This is a genomic window from Amycolatopsis sp. NPDC059021 (genome assembly GCF_042739895.1).
Taxonomy (GTDB): domain Bacteria; phylum Actinomycetota; class Actinomycetes; order Mycobacteriales; family Pseudonocardiaceae; genus Amycolatopsis.
Genome location: NZ_JBHYIQ010000148.1, coordinates 1 through 19,545, shown reverse-complemented (window position 1 = coordinate 19,545; position 19,545 = coordinate 1). Strand labels below are relative to the sequence as shown.

18 protein-coding genes and 1 tRNA gene are annotated in these 19,545 nt (G+C 68.6%); 13 read left to right on the top strand and 6 right to left on the bottom strand.

What is annotated here, in order from left to right:
• Positions 1 to 182 (top strand): hypothetical protein (locus ACFWX1_RS44970; RefSeq protein WP_378396062.1); only part of this gene is annotated, 182 nt, incomplete at its 5' end.
• Positions 179 to 2,308 carry a N,N-dimethylformamidase beta subunit family domain-containing protein gene (locus ACFWX1_RS44965; RefSeq protein WP_378396061.1) on the top strand — a complete coding sequence of 710 codons (2,130 nt, stop codon included), beginning with the start codon at positions 179 to 181 and terminating at the stop codon, positions 2,306 to 2,308. The genes ACFWX1_RS44970 and ACFWX1_RS44965, both read left to right, overlap by 4 nt.
• Positions 2,309 to 2,362: 54 nt before the next feature.
• Here ACFWX1_RS44965 and ACFWX1_RS44960 read toward each other — a convergent pair whose 3' ends face one another.
• A complete protein-coding gene (locus tag ACFWX1_RS44960; protein WP_378396060.1) occupies positions 2,363 to 2,539 on the bottom strand; it encodes a hypothetical protein in 177 nt (58 codons plus the stop codon).
• A 603-nt stretch (positions 2,540 to 3,142) separates the two neighbouring features.
• On the opposite strand from ACFWX1_RS44960, the gene ACFWX1_RS44955 reads away from it, so the two are divergent.
• The gene (locus tag ACFWX1_RS44955) at positions 3,143 to 3,907 is read left to right on the top strand and encodes a helix-turn-helix domain-containing protein (RefSeq protein WP_378396059.1); all 765 of its coding nucleotides are present in this window, start codon (positions 3,143 to 3,145) and stop codon (positions 3,905 to 3,907) included.
• Positions 3,908 to 3,952: 45 nt separating this feature from the next.
• Complete coding sequence (locus tag ACFWX1_RS44950; protein WP_378396058.1) at positions 3,953 to 4,363, top strand: VOC family protein; 411 nt, start codon at positions 3,953 to 3,955, stop codon at positions 4,361 to 4,363.
• Positions 4,364 to 4,525: 162 nt separating this feature from the next.
• Here the strand turns inward: ACFWX1_RS44950 and ACFWX1_RS44945 are convergent, their stop codons facing one another.
• Positions 4,526 to 4,861, bottom strand: a complete 336-nt coding sequence (locus tag ACFWX1_RS44945; RefSeq protein WP_378396057.1) for a MerR family transcriptional regulator — start codon at positions 4,859 to 4,861, stop codon at positions 4,526 to 4,528.
• Between the two features lie 1,643 nt (positions 4,862 to 6,504).
• Here ACFWX1_RS44945 and ACFWX1_RS44940 point away from each other — a divergent pair.
• Both ACFWX1_RS44940 and ACFWX1_RS44935 read left to right on the top strand, forming a co-directional pair.
• A complete protein-coding gene (locus ACFWX1_RS44940; RefSeq protein ID WP_378396063.1) occupies positions 6,505 to 6,936 on the top strand; it encodes an Hsp20/alpha crystallin family protein in 432 nt (143 codons plus the stop codon).
• A 133-nt stretch (positions 6,937 to 7,069) separates the two neighbouring features.
• Positions 7,070 to 7,159 (top strand) — tRNA-Ser (locus tag ACFWX1_RS44935).
• A gap of 21 nt (positions 7,160 to 7,180) precedes the next feature.
• Here ACFWX1_RS44935 and ACFWX1_RS44930 read toward each other — a convergent pair.
• Positions 7,181 to 8,179 carry a 4,5-dihydroxyphthalate decarboxylase gene (locus tag ACFWX1_RS44930; RefSeq protein WP_378396056.1) on the bottom strand — a complete coding sequence of 333 codons (999 nt, stop codon included), beginning with the start codon at positions 8,177 to 8,179 and terminating at the stop codon, positions 7,181 to 7,183.
• A 109-nt stretch (positions 8,180 to 8,288) separates the two neighbouring features.
• Between ACFWX1_RS44930 and ACFWX1_RS44925 the strand changes: the two genes are divergently transcribed.
• Positions 8,289 to 9,143 (top strand): LysR family transcriptional regulator, encoded by an 855-nt coding sequence (locus ACFWX1_RS44925; protein ID WP_378396055.1) that lies wholly within the window; start codon positions 8,289 to 8,291, stop codon positions 9,141 to 9,143.
• 296 nt (positions 9,144 to 9,439) lie between these two features.
• Here the strand turns inward: ACFWX1_RS44925 and ACFWX1_RS44920 are convergent, their stop codons facing one another.
• Positions 9,440 to 10,348, bottom strand: a complete 909-nt coding sequence (locus tag ACFWX1_RS44920; protein ID WP_378396054.1) for a cupin domain-containing protein — start codon at positions 10,346 to 10,348, stop codon at positions 9,440 to 9,442.
• A 75-nt stretch (positions 10,349 to 10,423) separates the two neighbouring features.
• Between ACFWX1_RS44920 and ACFWX1_RS44915 the strand changes: the two genes are divergently transcribed.
• Positions 10,424 to 11,272, top strand: a complete 849-nt coding sequence (locus ACFWX1_RS44915; protein ID WP_378396053.1) for an NAD(P)H-binding protein — start codon at positions 10,424 to 10,426, stop codon at positions 11,270 to 11,272.
• A 106-nt stretch (positions 11,273 to 11,378) separates the two neighbouring features.
• Here ACFWX1_RS44915 and ACFWX1_RS44910 read toward each other — a convergent pair whose 3' ends face one another.
• Positions 11,379 to 11,621, bottom strand: coding sequence for a hypothetical protein (locus ACFWX1_RS44910; RefSeq protein WP_378396052.1), 243 nt, complete (start codon positions 11,619 to 11,621; stop codon positions 11,379 to 11,381).
• A 932-nt stretch (positions 11,622 to 12,553) separates the two neighbouring features.
• Between ACFWX1_RS44910 and ACFWX1_RS44905 the strand changes: the two genes are divergently transcribed.
• Positions 12,554 to 12,760, top strand: coding sequence for a hypothetical protein (locus ACFWX1_RS44905; protein WP_378396051.1), 207 nt, complete (start codon positions 12,554 to 12,556; stop codon positions 12,758 to 12,760).
• Between the two features lie 497 nt (positions 12,761 to 13,257).
• Positions 13,258 to 13,749 carry a cutinase family protein gene (locus tag ACFWX1_RS44900; protein WP_378396050.1) on the top strand — a complete coding sequence of 164 codons (492 nt, stop codon included), beginning with the start codon at positions 13,258 to 13,260 and terminating at the stop codon, positions 13,747 to 13,749.
• Positions 13,750 to 14,065: 316 nt separating this feature from the next.
• Here the strand turns inward: ACFWX1_RS44900 and ACFWX1_RS44895 are convergent, their stop codons facing one another.
• Positions 14,066 to 14,728, bottom strand: a complete 663-nt coding sequence (locus ACFWX1_RS44895; protein WP_378396049.1) for a GntR family transcriptional regulator — start codon at positions 14,726 to 14,728, stop codon at positions 14,066 to 14,068.
• A 101-nt stretch (positions 14,729 to 14,829) separates the two neighbouring features.
• On the opposite strand from ACFWX1_RS44895, the gene ACFWX1_RS44890 reads away from it, so the two are divergent.
• The 3 genes from ACFWX1_RS44890 to ACFWX1_RS44880 all read left to right on the top strand — a co-directional run.
• A complete protein-coding gene (locus tag ACFWX1_RS44890) occupies positions 14,830 to 18,192 on the top strand; it encodes a molybdopterin-dependent oxidoreductase (protein WP_378396048.1) in 3,363 nt (1,120 codons plus the stop codon).
• A gap of 10 nt (positions 18,193 to 18,202) precedes the next feature.
• Entirely contained in the window at positions 18,203 to 19,144 is a 942-nt protein-coding gene (locus ACFWX1_RS44885; protein WP_378396047.1) for an ornithine cyclodeaminase family protein, read from the top strand.
• A gap of 42 nt (positions 19,145 to 19,186) precedes the next feature.
• On the top strand, positions 19,187 to 19,545 hold a 359-nt coding region (locus tag ACFWX1_RS44880; protein ID WP_378396046.1), incomplete at its 3' end, for a TIGR00366 family protein.

Sequence of the window (19,545 nt, the reverse complement as noted above, 5' to 3'; positions counted from 1 at the left end):
CCGACCTGCTCTCCACCACCCCCGGCGGCGAACTGCGCTACTTCCCCAACAACCGCGCCACCAACCCCGGCGGCGGCCCCTTCAACACCTACCAAGTCACCGGATCCGGCTGGAACACCGCCAACCGCATCATCACCAACACCACCGAACAACCCACACTCGCCGAAGCGGGCAAGAAATGAACAACGAGTGGAATCGGCGGCGGATTTTACAAGGTGCGGCCGTAGTGGGCGGTGCGGCATTGCTCCCCGCCGTAACGGGTCCCCTTTCCCCGGCGAGGGCGATCGGCCAGGACAGGGAACAGAGCCAGACACAGATGGTCCCGGGTGGAAACGGGATCATCTACAGTTTGCAGGCGGACGGTCGTCTCAAATGGTTCCGGCACCTCGGCTGGCAGGACGGCAGCGCGAACTGGGCGAGCGAAACCGGCAGGGAGATCGGCGCGGGCTGGCAGATCCACACCAGCCTGCTGGCCGACGAGACCGGGCAACTGTTCGGCCTGTGCGGTGACGGCAGCCTGTGGTGGCATCGCTGGGTGCTGACCGATCCGAACACCGGGGCGGGATACTGGGCGGCGAACACGAACGCCGTGATCCACCGCGGTTTCGGTGGTTTCAGCTCCGTGTTCGGTGGCTGGAACGGCGTCATCTACGCCGTCGACCCGAACGGCGACCTGTACTGGTTCCGGTACCTCGCGGGCGACGGCACCAACGGACCCGGCGCCTGGGCCAACGGGGGCCAGGGTGCCCTCATCGCCACCGGCCGCCGTGACTACGACCTGAACATGGCGGACCGGGACGGCGTCATCTACGGGGTACGGCACGGCGCCACCCTCGACTGGTTCCGCTACCTCGCGGGTGACGGGAGCAATGGGCCGGGCGCCTGGGCGAACGACGGCCGTCCCATCGGCATCGGCAGCGGCTGGGAGTGGGGGTCCACAGTGGAGCGTTTCGCCGACGCCGGCACGTTCTACTGCGTGTGGGTGGACCGTTCCGAGCCGGTCGGTCCCGACCACGAGCTGCACTGGTACCGGTTACGGAACTGGAAAACGGTGGACGCCACCGCACGCCCGGATTGGACCGCCGACGCGGGACGTCTTGTCGGCACCGGATTCACCGTGACGAGGACGGCGAACCTGCAGGGGTACGCCGACCGGTGGTCGGCACGGCCCGGTGACAAGGTGGACGTGTCCGTGTCCACGTCGGCGGACACCTACCAGGCAAGCCTGCTCCGGCTGGAGGGTCCGTTACCGGGCACCGTCGTGCTCCCCGTCTCCGCGCATGCCGGGGGCCTGCAACAGCTCCAGCCGAACTACCGGTCGGCGGGGTGCGGCTGGCGCACCAGCTTCTCCCTGACGATTCCCGCCGGGGCGAAGTCCGGCTTCCACGTCGTGCAGCTCACGGGACCACACGGCATGCGCCGGTACATCCCGCTGGTGGTCCGGCCTGCCAAACCGGTCGAGAAGGTGGCCGTGCTGCTGCCGTTCCTGACGCACAACGCCTACAACCACTGGGGCGGGCATTTCCAGTACAGCTGGGACGAGCACCCCCGGCGCCGGACCCTCACCACCCGCAGGCCGTTCGCGAACGCCTACATCGAGGGGCCGGGGCACATGGACGTCCGCTTCTACGGAGACCTGTTCCTCCTACGGTGGCTGGCGCGTAACGAAATCGCCTACGACTGCTACCAGGATCTGGACCTGCACTCCCCGGACGCCTGGCTGAACGGTTACCGGCTCCTGATACTGGCGTCGCACCCGGAGTACTGGACACCGACCATGCGGGAACGGGTGGAGACCTACCTCGCCAACGGCGGGAAGGTCGTGTACACCGGCGGGAACGGGATGTACGAACGTGTGGATCTCAGCTCCGACGGCTCGGCGGTGCTGCACCGCAACACCTCCGGCCAGCGATGGCTGTGGCGTGACCAGGGACGGCCGGAGTCGTCCGTGTTCGGGGTGGCCTACAACGGTGCCTCCTTCATGGAGTTCGCGCCCTACCAGGTGGACACCGACCACCCGTTCCTGGAGGGCACGGGGTTGAAACCGGGGGACACGTTCGGCCACACCGGGTACAACTTCGCCGCCAGTGGCTGGGAGGTCGACGCGATGGACGGCGCGGGGCCGCTGCTGCCAGGGGTGCGCCGAATCGCCCACGGTACCCAGAACCATGGCTCCGACATGGTTTTCTGGGACAAGGGAAAGGGTGGCTGGGTGTTCAGCGTCGGTTCGCTCTGCTTCAACGGAGCGCTGGCCTACGACCCCGCCATGTCCCGCCTGCTGCGTAACGCGGTTCTTTCGGCACTGTGAAGCGACGGGGCCGCGGGGAATTCCTCGCGGCCCCGAGCCGGCAAGCCGTGCGTCCTATCGGCGCCTGCGCCATGCCCTGCGGTCGGCGGCGACACCGGACAGGTGCAGTGCGATGCACAGCAGGCCCGCGGTGGTGAGAGTGGTGGTCGTGACGAGGCGTCCCAGGCTGGTGTCGATCAGTTCGAGGAGCAAGGCGAGCGCGAAGAGCACAGCGGCGGCGATGGCGAACATGGCGTCCCTTCACATCCGGACGGCGACGGTGTGAGGGCCGCCGCGTCACCGGCCTTCGGCCGGGCGGTCGCAGCGTAGGGCGGCCGAGGTTCCGGTGGTACCGCAGGACGGGTTCCGCGCCGGAGCAGGGGAGTAGTCCAAAGGAAGGAAGGGACCGCGGGGCACGGCGGCTCGCCCTGTACCGGCTGGGCCGGTGTGGCCGGATTCCTCAGTGGTGTCACCGTGCGCGCCGGGCCGGCTCCGTATGTCCTTTGTGGATAGTCGTGATGGACGGCGTGTGTCAGTCCTTTGTGGTTCGCACGTCAGCCGGTCCCGGTAACGCCGTTCATCGCCGCGGCCAACGAAGCCAACGCGGCCCTCGAGGTGATCCAGGTGCCAGACGGCCGGCACGGCTTCGACCAACTCGACCACACCGAGCAATCCAGGGCCGCCGTTGCCGTCGCCATGATCGGTCCGCACGCTGGAGCTGGACCATGGTCTCTCGGTGGATCACCTGCAGTCAGTGGTGCATCGTCTGCCGATCTGCGGTGGTCCTGCAGGCCGTAGCCGCCTGGACCGAAACATTGTCAGACGCGCTAGTCGCTGCGCGCTACGATGCCGGACGTGGCGCTCGACCGGGTGGAGGGCATTTCGGGGCTGGAGTACCGATTGTCGGACTCGCCCTATGTCGAGGGCGTGTATCGGGTGGCTCCGGATGGTGGGCATAGCGGCTTCGCGCCGGAGCGCATGGTGTCGGTCGTGAACTCGAACTGGGAGCTGCTGGTCTGGGCGTCCGACGGCGTCACCACCGTTTCGGTCCGCGGTCCCGAGACCCGGCCCACCGTGGTGCCGTTGGGTGACGGGCTGGGCAGCACCTTCGGCGTGATCTTCCGGCACGGTGCCTTCCTGCGGAATCTGCCCGTGGGCGGGCTTGTGGACGGCAGCGTGTCGAGCCCGTACACGACGCCGCGCTCCTTCCTGCTGCAAGGCAGCGAGTGGGAGATCCCCACCTACGAGAACGCGGAGACGTTCGTGGAGCGCCTGGTCCGGGCGGGGTTGCTGGTGCGGGACCCGTTGGTGACCGACGTCGTCGCCGGGGAGCGGCCAGTGCTGGTCACACCGCGCTCGGTGCAGCGCCGGGTCGCCGCGGCCACGGGCCTGACGCAAGGCATGATCCGGCAGATCGAGCGGGTGCGGCAGGCGACGCTGCTGCTGCGGCAGGGCGTGGCCGCGGCCGAGGTCGTGCATCTTGTCGGGTATCACGACCAGCCACATCTGGCGCGGTCGCTGACCCGGTTCGTCGGCCGGACGGCGACGCAACTGCGGCGGCCCGATGCCCTCGAGATGGTGTCGCTGCTGTACAAGACCGAGGTCGAGGTACGGCCATAGGTTCTTGTAGCCGGAAGGCCCGGCCACAAGAACCGAGGAGTACCCATGGCTTTCACGCAGATCTTTGTCAACCTGCCGGTCACCGACCTGGACGCGAGCACGGCGTTCTACGTGGCGCTGGGCGGGGTGCTCAACCCGCAGTTCACCGACGAGACTTCTGCTCAGGTCGCCCTCGGCGAGGTGGTGATCGTGCAGCTCATGACGCACGAGCAGTTCGCCCGGTTCACCTGGCGGCCGGTCGCCTCCGGTGCGATCGAGTCGATCCTCGCGTTGCCCGCCGAGTCGAAGGAGGACGTCGACCGGTTGGCCGACGCCGCCGTGAAGGCGGGCGGGTCCGAGCCGCGTCCCCCTCAGGACATGGGCTGGCTCTACAACCGTGCTGTGGACGATCCGGACGGCCACAGCTGGGAACTGCTCTCGTTCGACGCCTCGGCGATGCCCGGCACACCGGAGTGAATCGCCTGACGCTGGCGAGCGCGCGGTGAGGTCGAGCGCGTCGGCCGGGGTGGTCATTCCAGTGTGGCGCCGGTGCCGACGCGGTGGATGGCTTCTTCGGTTTCCAGTTTTTCCTCGAGCCGTTATGGGTGTACCGCCGGTGAGGGCGGCACACCCACGGTGTCAGTCTGCGCGCTGGGGACTGGAATTTTGCTGCTGGGCTTCGTGCAGCTGGTCTTCGAGGGACACGATGCGGCACGCCGCGTCGATGGCGGTGCCCTGGTCGACCAGTTCCCGCACCCGCGCGGCGATCCGCAGCTGGCGGCGGGAGTAGCGGCGGTGCCCGCCGGCTGAGCGCTGCGGCTCGATCAGGCCGGCTTCGTCCAGGCTGCGCAAGAAGTTCTGACTCGCGCCGAGCATGTCCGCGGCGCGGCCCATGGTGTAGGCGGGGTAGTCCTCGTCGTCGAATTTGTCCGCGCTGCCACCAGGAACGGCCGGGTCGTGTTGGTCAGGGATCATTCCACCTCCACATCACAAGGGACCCCGGGTGCCGTGCACGGCACCCGGGGTCCCAGGGGTTGGGTTTCATCATTGCCGACCGGCATCCATGCCGGACTGTTGTATCCGCATCCGCCTGCAGAGCGGACTGTGCGGGGATCGCTGAGTCGTAACCGAGAACCACCTTCCAATCCGATGGGACTGCGGTACCCGCGCGGCGCTACTGCCCAGCCGCGGCGGGCGATCCAATGATGTGCCCTATCCCTTCTTTCCTGTGTTTCTCTCGTACTCGGTACTGCTGCGATCATCACCGGCCGGAACCCCTTACCGAGATCGGTCCCAGCACGCCTGATGTCGCTGGGGAATGCGGGGCCCTTGTGCTGCTCGGCCCCGCATCCGCCCGTCTTCTTCACTGCATACTGCGAACTGACATCACTTCGCGCGGACACTCGTACAAGTCCGCGCCTGCCGCACCGGGGCCGCTACTGCTTCGTCTTCACTACCCGGCCCCGGGTCCGCCACCGGCCGGAACCCCTTGCGTACTCGGCTCCGTCCCGCACGGCGGTGCTACCTGTCTTTCGCGGGCAGTTACGTCATCTCCCGCGCCATCCGACGTTATCTCTCTCCGAACAAGAAGAAGGCTACACCCCACCGCGGTTGAATGTCTACCCCCGTCAGCATAGATTTCCTGTTCTGCGGGCGAGCGCATGTCTGATCCCCGGGAGCCGGAAGTCAGCGGCCATGCCTCGCTTGGCGACCGGGGCGCCGCATGAGCCACCCTCGCCCTGTCACCCACCCAGATTATCTCCCTCGCATGGTTGACATAGTCTCCAGTGAGCGCTATAGAAAATACGTAGCGGTACATGACCTGGTGTCGAACACGACGTACGTTGCCGGGGAGTGATCGACGATGCCGGACACCACGCGCCAGGCGGCGGCCAGCGGGTTCGCCGATCTGGTCTGCGCCGACGCGGCCTGGCTGCGCGCGGAGTTCGACGCGATCATGGCCGCGAACTTCGGAATGCTCCCACCGTGTCCGCCGAGGCCGCGGCCAGGCTCCGCGAGCCCGCGGCGACCGGGCGGTCCACCCCGCGTTGCCTCGTCGGCGCCCCGTCTCGTGAGCGTGCCGCCGAAGAGGTGCGGCGGGCACCGGCAGCGTTCCCCTCCGCTGGCCGGTGTGCCCTGTGTTCAGCGAAGGCGACGGTGACAACGAAGGGCAGGTGATACCTGGTCGTGCCTGGAGCCCGCCCCGTCTCGTGGCCCGCTCACCGGGCGGGGCCGCCTGCTTCGACCAACGGCCGAGGAACCGTGGTGATAGTCCCGGCCCCGCGTCTCGCGGCGCATCCTCGCGGCAAGCCCGCCCGGGTTGACGCGACGGGCCGGGGCGGGCGCCAGGCGATCCACTAGTGGTCGCATGCGCAGCAGTGTTCTCGACAACTTTCCTTCCATACGAGCTGGGTCCGGCCCCGTCGCCTGGGTGGCGGCGGGGCCGGATGCGTGACGGTCCCACCGGGCAGCACGCAGCCCGCAAATTTGCGGCCATGGGAACAGAAAACTTGAGTCGGTCGTTAGCAAGATTGAGAACAGGTTGACTGAGCCGCCGCTCGGCCCGACCCAGCACGCCGGGGGCGGCGCACAGGGAAGGAGAATGGAGGCGGATGGTCATGTTGATGCGGACCGACCCGTTCCGGGAGCTGGACCGGTTGACCCAGCAGTTCTTCGGCGCCAACGGCACCGCGTCGAGGCCGGCGGTGATGCCGATGGACGCCTACCGGTCGGGCAACGAGTATGTGGTGCAGTTCGACCTGCCCGGCGTCGACCCGGACTCGATCGACCTGGACGTGGAGCGCAACGTGCTCACCGTCAAGGCCGAACGCGGCCCCGGCTACGACGAGGGCGCCGAGGTCCAGGTGTCCGAGCGGCCCCGTGGAGTGTTCTCCCGGCAGCTGTTCCTGGGTGACAGCCTCGACGCCGACAACATCGCCGCGCACTACGGCGCCGGGGTGCTGACGCTACGGGTGCCGATCGCCGAACAGGCCAAGCCCCGCAAGATCGCCATCAGCGGCGGCAGCGACGCCAAGCAGATCAACCCCTGAGCACCCGGCTCCGGCCCGGCCGTTACCTGGCCCCGCCCGGCGGCGGGGCCAGCACCGTGAGCACACGCCCGCCCGATCCGTACTTTCCCGGTTGGTGTAGTCACCACAGCACACAGGAAGCCTGCTGTGCAAGGGAGGATTGGCCGAGCCGGGAAAGGCAGCCGTTTCGAAAACGGTAGCCGGCGTGACGAGTGCCGCGCAGGTTCGAATCCTGCATCCTCCGCAGATGGCCCGCTTCCCCTGGTCAGGTGTCGAGCAGTTCCGGTGCGAAGACCTCCTCGACCTTCCACTGTCGCGAGGACAGGCCCTGTTCGTAGTGGTAGCGCAGGAACGTGTCGAGTGTGACACGGTTGGCTGAGATGCCGTAGGGCCACCAGTCCCCGGCGAACTGCTCGTTGTTGTGCTCGACCAGCGCGTGCATCCACGGGACCATGGTCGGGACTTGGTAGAGCCTGCGGTCGTGGCGGTAGCGGTCGGCGGCCGCGTCCTTGGCCGCGGTGAAGGTGCGGTAGACGTCGCGGGCAAGGCCGGGGTGCTCCTGTAGGAGGTCTCGCCGGGCGACGATCGTGTGCATGATCGGGAAGATCCCGGTGCGCCGGTGGTAGTCGCGTTCCAGTGGTTCGAAGTCGGGGAACAGGCGCGCGACGTTCGAGGATCCGTCGAGCACGCACTGCGGGACGTTGGCGGAGAACAAGGCGTCGATCTCGCCCGTGTCGAGCATGGCGCTCAGCGTTTTTCCCTCGGGGACCTCGGACACCTCGAGGTTTTCCGGGTGCGGGTGGGAAATGAACCCGAAGGGCGCGGAGGGATGCTCCAGGCCGCCGATCAGCCAGCGGTTCCGTGCCGGCTCGAATCCGTATTCGTCCCGCAGGATTCCCTTGGCCCACACCCCGGAGTCCTGGCCGTAGGTGCCGAACTCCCCGATCGTCCTGCCCACGAGATCACGGGGTCCGGTGATCCCCGACCGGGTGTTGACGAAGACGCACGAATGCCGGAACACCCGGTTCGGGAAGATCGGCAGCGCCACGAACGGCGAATCTGGCTCCAGCAGCCGGAGGTGGAACGTCAGGCCCAGTTCGGCGACGTCGAACTCGTTCCCGCGAATCAGCCGTTCGAAGATCTCCGGCAGTGTGGCGGCGGTGTCCATTGTGTACTCGAGGTTGTCGCCGGGCACGGTCCCGTCGAACAACGGCCGCGTCGTGTCGTACCGGAAACAGCCGATCTTGAGCTTCGAAACGGACATCGGTTTTTCCCTTCGTTTCAGGATTTCCGCCTCCGATTCTCGGCGCGGGGCCGCTTGCGGGTCCAAGACCGTTTTCGTCGGTTCGATACCGCACGGGTATCGTGTCGGGGTGGATCTGCGCGTGCTCCGGTACTTCGTCGCGGTGGCCGAGGAGCGCCACGTCGGCCGGGCCGCCAGCCGCCTGCACATGGCGCAGCCGCCGCTGAGCCGGGCGATCCGCCACCTCGAGGACGAACTCGGCGTGACCCTGTTCGAGCGCACCCCGAGGGGCGTCACGCTCACCGCCGCCGGGACGGTGCTGCACGACGAAGCCGTCGCGTTGCTGGCGCAGGCCGACCGGATTCCCGGCCGGGTGACCGCCGCGGCGGGAGCGGCGCACCTGACGATCGGCACGCTCGCGGACACGGCCGAGCACGCCGGCGGGCGGCTGGTCCCGCTGTTCCGGGAACGCCACCCGCACGTGAACGTCAGCATCCACGAAGCCGATCTCGGCGACCCGACGGCGGGACTGCGCGCCGGGCTGGTCGACGTGGCACTGACCCGGACCCCCTTCGACAGCACCGGGATCCGGACGCACGTGCTGCGTTCGGTGCCGGTCGGGGTGGTGGTGCGGGACGAGGACCCGCTCGCCCGCCGCCGCTCGGTGTCGGCGGCCGACCTGGCCGGCCGCCGGTGGGTCCGGCTGCCGGACGGGGCCGACCCGGTGTGGATCGCCTACTGGACCGGCGGAGCGCACGACGACGCCTCGCCGGTCATGCGCACCATCCAGGAATGCGTGCAAGCGGTCGTGTGGAACGGGACATCGGCGCTCGCCCCGGTCGACCAGCCACTGCCCGCCGGGCTGCTCGTCGTCCCGCTGACCGGCCGCCCGCCGAGCGAGATCGTCGTGGCCTGGCCGAAGACCAGCCGCAACCCGCTGGTCCGCGGCTTCGTCCAGGCCGCCGACCTCACCTACCGGACCTGAACCGCGACCCACGCCAAGACGGCACAACTGGTCACCGAAATCAAATCGCTGCCACCGGAACTCCGCGCGTTCCGGCAGCCCACACCATCTCCGGGCAGTCCCGCAGCACGGGGTCCGCCTCATCGAAGCAGATTCATAGAGTAGTCAGGCCGATGCATATGGTTATCGTCGTCGCGGGTATCGCTCGTCGCCGCGTCTACTGCGCTGATCCACCGTGTACGGGAGCAAGCACGACATACCTTCTGCTGGAGCGGGTCAGGCTGCTGGTCGTCTTCGTGTTCCGTGCGGTGGCTGGGCTATCCGGGTACGGGCGTGTTCGCTTCGCGCCAGCGGCGGGGTGGCATGCCGTGGTGGCGGCGGAAGGCGGCGGCGAAGGCGTTGGGTGAGGTGTAGCCGGTCTTGCGGGCGATCTGTTCGAGGGTGAGTTCGCCTGCCAGGAGGTAGTCCCGTGCCAGGGTCAGGCGCCAGTCGGTCAGGTATTGCATCGGGGTTTGCCCGAGCGCGCGTTCGAAGTTGCGGGCGAATGTCGGGCGTGACATGGCTGTCAGGTGTGCGAGCTGGGGGACGGTCCAGCTGCGGTGTGGTTCTTGGTGCATTGCCTGCAGCGCCCGGCCGAGCCGGGGGTCTTCGGCGGCGCGGTACCAGCGTGGCGCGGTGGGGCTTTGCTCGTAGGACGCGCGCAGGACAAGGACGAGGAGAACGTCGAGCAGCCGGTCGAGCACGGTTTGGCTGCCGGGTGCCGATTCCTGCAGTTCGCGCGAGATCAGGGCGACGACATCGTGTACCTGGTCGTGGGCGGAGGGCCGGATGATCAGCACGGGCGGCAGCGCCTGGATGAGACCTCGGCCGACGTCGCCGGAGAGGCGGTAGGCGCCGCACAGGAAGACGGATGCGCCAGGATCGGCGGCGTCGGCGGCTGTGGTGACCTCCCAGAACAGTTCGTGGGGGACGCACGTGCCGGGTTTCGGTTCGTTCGCGAGGTGGTGGTCCCGTCCGCCGACGACGATCGCGAGGTCGCCCGGCAGGAGTTGCTCGGCTTCGGCCGCGTCGTCCAGCCAGAGCCATGCGTGGCCACGTAGCACCGTGTGCAGTGAGAGCTGGATGGAGCCCGGCAGGGTCAAGCCCCACGGCGGGAGGGCCGCGGTGCGGACGAAGACCGCACCCGACGCTCGAGCCCGCACGAGATAGTCCTGCAAAACATCCACAGTGTGAGCGTAACGCGTTGCAATCCGAGCGCAATACGCATTGATAGGCGTATCGCGGTGGAGCACCGTAGAGGCATGATCGAATCACAGCCCACGGTCCTGGTCCTCGGAGCGACAGGCAAGACCGGCGCCCGCGTCGTCTCCCACCTCCGAGGCCGCGGTATCGCGGTCCGCACGGCGGCGCGATCCGGCGCCGACGTCGTCTTCGACTGGAGCGACCGCGGCACCTACGCCCCTGCGCTCGAGGCCGTCGCCCGGGTCTACCTGATGGCGCCCGTCATGCGCACCGACTTCGCCGCGGACGTCTCGTTGTTTCTCGACGAGGCCGAGTCGGCCGGGGTCGGGCACGTGACCTTCCTCAGCGCGTACGGGATGGAGCACGCGCCGGAGGAGATCGCCACTCGCGCGGTCGAGCTGGACCTGAGCAGGCGAACTCGGCTGACCCACACCATCCTGCGCCCGGCGTGGTTCATGCAGAACTTCAGTGAGACCTTCCTCAAGCCGACGAACGGGGCGATCGTCGTGCCCACCGGTGACGGCGCCGAGGCGTTCATCGACGTCGAAGACATCGCGGCCGTTGCCGCGGCCACACTGACCGCGCCCGCCGCGCACGCCGGCGCGGCGTACAGCCTGACGGGGCCGCAGGCGCTCACCGTTGCCGAGGCCGCCGCCATCATCGGCGAGGCCGCCGGTCGACCGTGCGTCCATCAGGATCTGGACCGCGAGACCTGGGTCGCGGGTGTGCTGGCGGCGGGCGCTCCCGTCGAATACGGCGCCGTACTGCGCCAGCTGACCGAAACGATCGCGTCGGGCCATGGAGCACGTCCCAACGACACCGTGGAGAAGATCACCGGCACCTCGGCGCGGACCTTCCGGGACTTCGCGCACACGAACGCCGCCGCATGGCGCGAGAGCCCGATGTGATCGACCACGTCTCCATTTCGGTCACCGACATCGGCGCGGCATTGGCGCCCTCCCTCGAAGGCCGCAGGTCCCTGGGCCGGCGAGCGTTCGGGAATTACGACGTGGCCTAGCTGTCGGATGGTGTGGTGGCTTCGTCGAGTGCGGCGATGGCGACGGCGAGGTGTACGTGTGCCCAGTTGCGGTCTTCGGGTTTGATGACGGCGATCAGGTCGAGGGTCGCTTGTTCGGGGCCGTGTTCGCGGCGCAGTGTGCTGAAGGAATCCAGGAGCTGGGTGATGTTGCTGTAGAACTCGGCTATGGCTCCGGGGATTTGGGACAGGGGGAGATGGTCGGTTCGGTCGGAGGGCATGTTCTCCATGGTCCCTGTTACAGCTGTGCAACGGTAATGTCCGCCCGAGTGAAACTGCCCTCCGGTTCGGCAAGGGCGGCGCGGCGCGCGAGATGACCATTCGTGGGCCGGGCGTGATGCCACCGGCCGTCCACTACGGGGTGGAGCACGCTGGTGTCGGCGTAGATGACCGCACCCATCGCTATCATCGCCTGCTGCCGGCTTGTCGCGACTCGTCACCTGGCTGGGGCTGGGGTGAATGATTCGGTGTTGCGTCCGGCGGGGCGGCTGTTGCTTGTGGCGAGTGTTGCGACCTTGGCGCTGAATGTGACTGCGCCGTTGCTGTCGGGACGCTGGGGGAGGGCGGCGTTCGATGCCGTCGGTCCGTTGCTGCTGATCGGGTGGTCGGAAGTGGGGCCTGCTCTCCTTCGGGAGCTAGCCGTCGTTTCGGCGCGGGCGTCCGGGACAGCAACTGCGAACGCGGCGGTGATGGTGCGAAGGTCTGATGCGGTGAGGCCGGACCTGCCTCGCGCCGCGCCCGAGGGTTCAGGCGGGATCGATGGTGGGTTGCTGGAACGGGCGAGGGTGGAAGACCGATTGCATCGTGAGTGCCATCAGCGGCCGATCTCGGCGGAGACGCTCCGGAAGCAGTTTCGGGTTGGTGCGAGAAAACCGCAGGCTCCGGTGGCGGTCGTTCGCCCTGAGAACGCTCCGGTAAGCATGCTTAGTCAGAAGGCGCTACGCGCAGAAGCACGTACTGTCGGTGGCTGAGTACGCTGGTTAAGAGTCGAAACCTTGGCGTTTCTAACGGTATCGAGCAATGCCGGGCAAGGCCCTTTCGCCTACTCACAGCGCTCCGTTGTCGACGGTGGATGTCGGGGAGCGTTGGCTGGTGTCGTCCTGTTTTGGACCTCACGAGCTCGTCTTGGGTTCGCGTGACAAACGGGACAGTCGTGACATGGTTCGGCGCGCCGGTGACCATCGGGCAACCGGTGGTCACCTCCGCGGTGGAAGCGGGTGGAGGCAACCCGACCCAGGAATTCTACGGTGCCGATCGAATCTACGCCGAAGGCGTCGTCGTCAAGGACAGCGCTGTGCAAGTCCGGATCCACACTGAGTCCACCTCCGCCGTCGACGTCTGCGTCCACTTTGCCGGCTGAACAAGTCACCGGTTCGGTCCAAGCGGTGCCAGGCAGGGCTGCCGCTGCTGATGCGCCGCGGAGTCGGCAATCCCGGCCCGCGGCTCGGCTGCCACGCCTGCCGCTACCTCGGATCGGTTGGCGTTCCGTGCGAGTTCCCCTATATCCCAGGAGATCGCTGAGTTCGTCCGAGGTGTGTTGTGTGCACTGCTCGATCTTCGCGACAGGGGGAGTGGCCCGATCCGCAGGCTGCTGCTACGCGGACGCCGGCAGTCGGCGAAATGTCTGGTGTCATCGATATTTCATCGGTCGTCGCTACCGTCTCTGGCGCGTAAGCCTATCGAGCTCGGAGGTTTTGAATGAAGAGGTTTTCGATTCTTGTTGCCGGTGTTCTGGCGATAGGGGGACAGGCTCTCGTCGGCGCGCCGGCGGCGCACGCGACCGCTCCGTGCGAGGGTACGTACTCGATCGCGGTGGGTGGGACGGGCAGTACGTGGGATCACGACGGTTTTTACAACGTGACGCAGCACGTCGGGTACGACGCCCGTTTCCCCACCGGCGCCAACGCCCGGACCGGCGTCAACGAGCTGAACCGGCTGGTCCGTGACCAACGTGCCGCGTGTCCGGGCCAGCACGTCAAGATGATGGGGTACTCGCTGGGCGCCGCGGTGGTGCACACGTGGGTCACGGAGAACTGGCAGACGTTCGACAATGTCAACGCCGTGCTGATCGCCGACCCCAAGCGCCAGGGCCCTCCCGGGGCCAACGGTTCGGGTGAGCCGTTCGGTGGCGTCATCGGCTTTCCGCTGGCCGGTACCGACAGGTTCTTCGGCAACGTGCCCGTCAAGACGGTCTGCAACTGGGACTACATCTGCGACGCGTCCGCCGACCCGACGCAGTATCCGAAGGCCCACATGGAGAACTACCCCAGCGACTGGGACGGCAATCATCACAGCGACAACGCCAACGAAATGTGGTTCAACGGCGCCTGGCACCCCGCGAACTGGTAAATAGTTACCTAAGTCGAACGTGACCGGGGCGAGGCACGAGTTCGCGAACGCGTTGAGGAGCCGGCCGAGTTCCCCGCCCCCGCATGACCGTGCTGTCCAGCCAGGCAGGCTGGACAGCACGGTGCAGATTCGCAGCTTGAGTGATCGGCTCGGCGCCGGTTCCGGATGTGCTGGGAACCGGCGCTGTTGCGGACGTTCACTCGTAAACAACTGAGCGCTTTGATCAGTACGCCGACATTCGGTGTGTCCAGGCAGGCGTCGCCGGCGATCGGCAAACCGCTCGTGAGAACGACCGCGGGGGAGCGGTGACCGTGGATCAGCCCTGGGTTTTCGCCCAGTCGGCCCGGATGTGCCGCAGATGGGCACGGACCAGTTCCTCCAGGCGCGCGGTGTCGCGGTCGGCGATCGCGGCGAGGATGTCGCGATGTTCTCGCGCGGAATCGGCCAGCGCGCCGCGTTCTGCGAGGTTTTCCAGGCCGTAGAGGCGGGTCTGGTCGCGCAGGGTGGCGACAGCGGTGACCAGGCGCTTGTTGCCGCCGCAGCCGAGCAGGTCGAGGTGGAAGTGCCGGTCGGCGTCGAGGAAACGGACGACGTCGCCCGCCTCCGCGGCGTCCTCGATGTCCGCGGCGAGCGCGCGCAGGCGGTCGAGGTCGGTGCCGGTGATTTTGGCCGCGGCATTGAGCGTGCCGGGTAGTTCCAGCAGCAGCCGCATTTCGTAGACCTCGTCGAGGTCCTGCTCGCTCATCGGGACCACGCGGAACCCGCGGTTGCGCACCGGTTCCATGAGCCCCTGGTTGACCAGAGTGAGCATGGCTTCCCGCACGGGACTGCTGGACACCCGCAGCCGCGTGGCCAGTGCCGAGGCCGAGTAGATGTCGCCGGGGCGGATCTCGCCCGACACCAGCGCGTGCCGGACCAGTTCCAGCACCTGATCCCGCAGGTTCGTGTGCTGCACCAGCCCGGTGGCGGGCTCGACCACGCGTCGCTCCTTCAGTTCGTCCTTGACTTCCCGGCCTGCGCGATGCATCTTACACGTCACCGGTATGCGGTTACCGGTGACCGATTACCCGGGAGTAACTTATGGCAACCGAGGTACGGGGCTACTGCACGCTGTGCCGGTCGCGCTGCGGCGCGGTCTACACCGTCGATGACGGCGCGCTGGCCGGGGTCCGGCCGGACCCCGGCCATCCGACCGGGGCGGCGATGTGCCCGAAGGGCCGGGCGGCGCCGGAGATCGTGCACAGCCCACGGCGGCTGACCACCCCGCTGCGGCGCACCACGCCCAAGTCCGATCCGGACCCGAAATGGGAAGCCATCGGCTGGGACGAGGCCATGGACGAGATCGCCGCGCGGCTCGGCCGTATCGCCGCCGAGAGCGGACCGGAGGCCGTCGCCTTCGCGGTGACCTCGCCGAGCGGGACACCGCTGTCGGACTCGATCGCCTGGATCGAGCGGTTCATCCGGCTCTTCGGCAGTCCCAACATCTGCTATTCGACCGAGAACTGCAACTGGCACAAGGACTTCGCCCACGCGTTCACCTTCGGCTGCGGGATGCCCGCACCGGACTACGCGGGGACGGACCTGGCCGTGCTGTGGGGACACAACCCGGCGAAGTCGTGGCTCGCGCAGTCCGCGGCACTCGCCGAGGCGAGAGCGAACGGCGCGGCACTGGCCGTCGTCGATCCGCGCCGCTCCACGTCGGCCCGCGACGCCGACCACTGGCTGCGCGTGCTGCCCGGCACCGACGCCGCGCTGGCGCTGGGGACCGCCGGCCTGCTGCTCCACAGTGGACGGTTCGATGAGGCGTTCGTGCGCGCGTGGTCGAACGGTCCGCTGCTGGTCCGCGCCGACACCGGCCGGTTCCTGCGCGCGGAAGAACTCGAACCGGGACTGCGCGGGTTCGTGGTGTGGGACGAGCCGGCGGGCGCTCCGCAGCCCTACGACACGGACTACGCGGCGGTGGACCCGGAACGGTTCGCGCTGCGCGGAAAACGCCGTGTCCATACGGTGTCCGGGACGGTCGACTGCGTTCCCGCGTTCGAGCGGTACGCCGACGCCTGCGCCGCGTGGCCGCTGGAGCGAACCTGCGCCGTCACCGGCGTCGACGCGGCGTCCGTGACGGGCTTCGCGGATGCCCTCGCTACGGCGAATTCGGTCGCCTATCACGGGTGGACCGGTGTCGGCCAGCACGCCAACGCCACCCAGACCGAGCGGGCCATCGCCACGCTGTACGCGCTGACCGGCTCCTTCGACACTCCCGGCGGCAACGTCATCCTGCCCCGATTGCCGGTCAACGCGGTCACCAGCCCCGACCAGCTCTCGCCGGGGCAACGCGCGAAGGCGCTCGGGCTCGACGAGCATCCGCTGGGGCCGCCCGCCAATGGCTGGGTCAGCGCCAGGGCGCTGTGCCGGTCCATCCTCTCCGGCGAGCCGTACCGGACCAGGGCGATGGTCGGCTTCGGCAGCAACCTCATGGTGTCGCAGCCGGATCCGCACCGGACCGCGGCCGCGCTGCGTGAGCTCGAGTTCTTCGTGCACCTCGACCTGTTCGCCAATCCCACCGCGGACTTCGCCGACATCGTCCTGCCGGTCACCAGCCCGTGGGAACACGACGCAGTCAAGGCGGGCTTCGAGATCAGTCATCGCGCGGCCGAACACGTCCAGTTCCGGCCCCGGATGGTCGAACCGGTCGGCCGGTCCCGTTCGGACACCGAGATCGTGTTCGACCTCGCGTCCCGCCTCGGACTGGGCGCGGACTTCTTCGGCGGCGATCTCGGCGCCGCCCGCGACCACGTGCTCGCCCCGCTCGGACTGACCACGGCTGACCTGCGTGCGCGGCCCGGCGGGCTACGCGTTCCCCTCGAGACTCGATATCGCAAGTACGCCGAAGTTGCCGGGGACGGGACGGTGACCGGCTTCGCCACGCCCACCCGGCGCGTCGAACTGTATTCGCAGCGGCTGGCGGAGCACGGCTCCCCGGCGGTCCCGGAGCACGTGGCGCACCACGAACCCGACCCGCGCTTCCCGCTCATGCTGACGTGTGCCAAGAACGGCTATTTCTGCCACAGCCAGCATCACGGGATCACCTCGCTGAGAAAGCGCTTCCCAGAACCGGCTGCCGACCTCGCACCCGATCTCGCCGCCGCCCGCGGCATCGCCGACGGCCAGTGGATCACGATCTCCACCCGCGGCGGTTCGGCCACGATGCGGGCCAGGATCGACCCCGCGCTGGACCCGCGGGTGATCGTCGCCGAGTACGGCTGGTGGCAGGCCGCTCCCGATCTCGGGCTTCCCGGCTCCGACCCGCGGCAATCCGGTGGCACCAACTACAACCTGCTCGTCGACGACGCCGATCACGATCCGGTGAGCGGTTCGGTCCCGCTGCGCTCCACCGCCTGTGACGTGCGGCCGGTGCCGGACGCGCACTGGCACGGGCGTCGCGAGTTCGTCCTCGCCGGCAGCACCGCCGAAACCGCCGCCGTCCGCGCACTGCGCCTGGCTCCGGTCGAAGGCGGGCCGCTGCCGGAATTCCGGCCGGGACAGCACATCACGCTCACCGACGGCCAGGGGATCACCCGAAGCTACTCGCTGACCGGACCCGCCGAGCCCGGTGACGACGCCGAGTACCACGTCGCGGTTCGCCGCGTCGACGGCGGCCGATTCTCGTCCTACGTCCATAATGGACTCAGGGTCGGGGACCGGGTCGAGGTCACCGCGCCGAATGGACCGTTCGTGATCCCCGCCGACATCGAGTTCCCGGTGGTGCTGCTGGCCGCCGGGATCGGGATCACCCCCTTCCTCGGCTACCTGGAAACACTCGCCGCCCGCGGTGGCACCGTGCCCAGGGTCGTGCTGCACCACGGCAACCGGGACTCGGCGTCGCACGCGTTCGCCGCCCGGATCCGTGCACTCGCGGCGCGGCTGGACCGGCTCACCGTCATCGACCACTACAGCAGGCCCTCGGCCGCCGACCGTCAGGGCCGGGACTACACCACGCGCGGCCGCGTCCGCGCCGAGGACATCGACGACGAGCTGATCCGGCAGCGGGCCCGCTTCTACCTGTGCGGCCCGGAGGCCATGCTGGCCGAGCTCACCGCCGGGCTCGTCGCCCGCGGTGTCCCGAAGTTCGACATCTTCGCCGAGAAGTTCCACGCGGCTCCCCAGGCGGTCGCCATCCCCGACGACGCCGAAGCCGATGTCCACTTCGGACGTTCACAACGGACACTTCGCTGGCGCCGGGCCGATGGCACGCTGCTGGAACTGGCCGACCGCGCCGGGATCACCCTGCCCAGCGGCTGCCGGGTCGGCCAGTGCGAAAGCTGCGCTGTGGCTGTGCTGGCCGGACAGGTCGCGCACCTGGTCGCCCCCGCCGGCGAACTGCCCGAAAACACCTGCCTGGCCTGCCAGGCCGTACCACTCACCGACCTGACCCTCGACGCCTGAGGAGGCACCCTTGCTCACCATCACCGCCGACGACACCGCCAGCGCGCTGCCCTTCGACGCGCTGATTCCCGCGCTGCGCGAGGGTTTCCGCCGGGGTGCCCACACCCCCGACCGGCACAGCCACAGCCTCGACGAGGCGTCCGGGGCGTCCCTGCTGCTCATGCCGTCGTGGAGCGACGGCGCCTACCTCGGGGTCAAGCTCGTCACCATCTTCCCCGGCAACAACGCACACGGGCGTCCCGCGTTGTCCTCCGCCTACATCCTCAGCAGCGCCACCACCGGCGAGCACCTCGCCGTGCTCGACGGTGACGAGCTGACCCGCCGCCGTACCACCGCCACCTCGGCGCTGGCGGCCTCGTATCTCGCCCGCCCGGACAGCCACGTCCTGCTCGTCGTCGGCGCCGGGCACATCGGCGGGATGGTCCCCGCCGCCTACCGCGGCCGATTCGACCTGCGCACGGTCCTGGTCCACGACACCGACCCCGCGGCCGCGCAGCGCCTGGTGATCCGGCTGCGCGCCGACGGCCTGGCCGCGGACGTCGTCACCGACCTCGCCGCCGCGGCCGGCCGCGCCGACATCATCACCTGCGCCACCCTGGCCACCACTCCGGTCATCCACGGGGCCTGGCTGCGTCCCGGCACCCACCTCGACCTCATCGGCAGCTTCCGGCCGCAGATGCGCGAAGCCGACGACGACTGCCTTCGTCTGTCCACTGTGTACATCGACACGCCGACCGCGCTGGCCGAATCCGGCGACCTGGTCCAGCCCGTCACCGCCGGGACGTTCGACCCCGCGACGATCGCGGGCACGCTGAGTCAGCTCTGCCGCGAGGAGGTCCCCGGACGTCGCGATCCTGACCAGATCACCCTCTTCAAGGCCGTCGGCAGTGGCCTGGCCGACCTTGCCGCCGCCGAACACGTGCTGCGCAGCGTCGTCCGGTCCGCCGCCTGACCCCACACCACCGGCCACGCCCCGAGCAGCAAAGGAGCTGCCATGTCCCAGCCCACCCCGGCCGCCCCGCCCAAAGCCGGTTTCCTTGCCAGGACGGCGATCCGCGCCGCGAACTGGTCCGAACGCTGGTTCCCGAACACGCTGGTGTTCGCCCTGCTCGTCGTGGCGGTGGTCGCCGTGGCCGCGGTCGCGATCGGCGCGTCCCCGATGAGCGTCGCCTCGGCCTTCGGGGGTGGGTTCTGGGATCTGATCCCGTTCACCATGCAGATGGCGATGGTCGCCATCGGCGGCTACGTCGTCGCGACCGCGGGTGCGGGGGGGCGGGGGGGGGGGCAGCTGAACAAAACAACCAGACACAGGGTGTCAGGTTGGGTGGGTGAGGGTGGGGGGGGTGGTGGTTT

Bases quoted from the DNA above. Each gene is read 5' to 3' on its own strand.
- ACFWX1_RS44960 (WP_378396060.1), bottom strand. From the start codon at position 2,539: ATGTTCGCCATCGCCGCCGCTGTGCTCTTCGCGCTCGCCTTGCTCCTC.
- ACFWX1_RS44945 (WP_378396057.1), bottom strand. From the start codon at position 4,861: ATGATCCCTGACCAACACGACCCGGCCGTTCCTGGTGGCAGCGCGGAC.
- ACFWX1_RS44940 (WP_378396063.1), top strand. From the start codon at position 6,505: ATGTTGATGCGGACCGACCCGTTCCGGGAGCTGGACCGGTTGACCCAG.
- ACFWX1_RS44890 (WP_378396048.1), top strand. From the start codon at position 14,830: ATGGCAACCGAGGTACGGGGCTACTGCACGCTGTGCCGGTCGCGCTGC.
- ACFWX1_RS44930 (WP_378396056.1), bottom strand. From the start codon at position 8,179: ATGTCCGTTTCGAAGCTCAAGATCGGCTGTTTCCGGTACGACACGACG.
- ACFWX1_RS44910 (WP_378396052.1), bottom strand. From the start codon at position 11,621: ATGCCCTCCGACCGAACCGACCATCTCCCCCTGTCCCAAATCCCCGGA.
- ACFWX1_RS44965 (WP_378396061.1), top strand. From the start codon at position 179: ATGAACAACGAGTGGAATCGGCGGCGGATTTTACAAGGTGCGGCCGTA.
- ACFWX1_RS44915 (WP_378396053.1), top strand. From the start codon at position 10,424: ATGATCGAATCACAGCCCACGGTCCTGGTCCTCGGAGCGACAGGCAAG.
- ACFWX1_RS44950 (WP_378396058.1), top strand. From the start codon at position 3,953: ATGGCTTTCACGCAGATCTTTGTCAACCTGCCGGTCACCGACCTGGAC.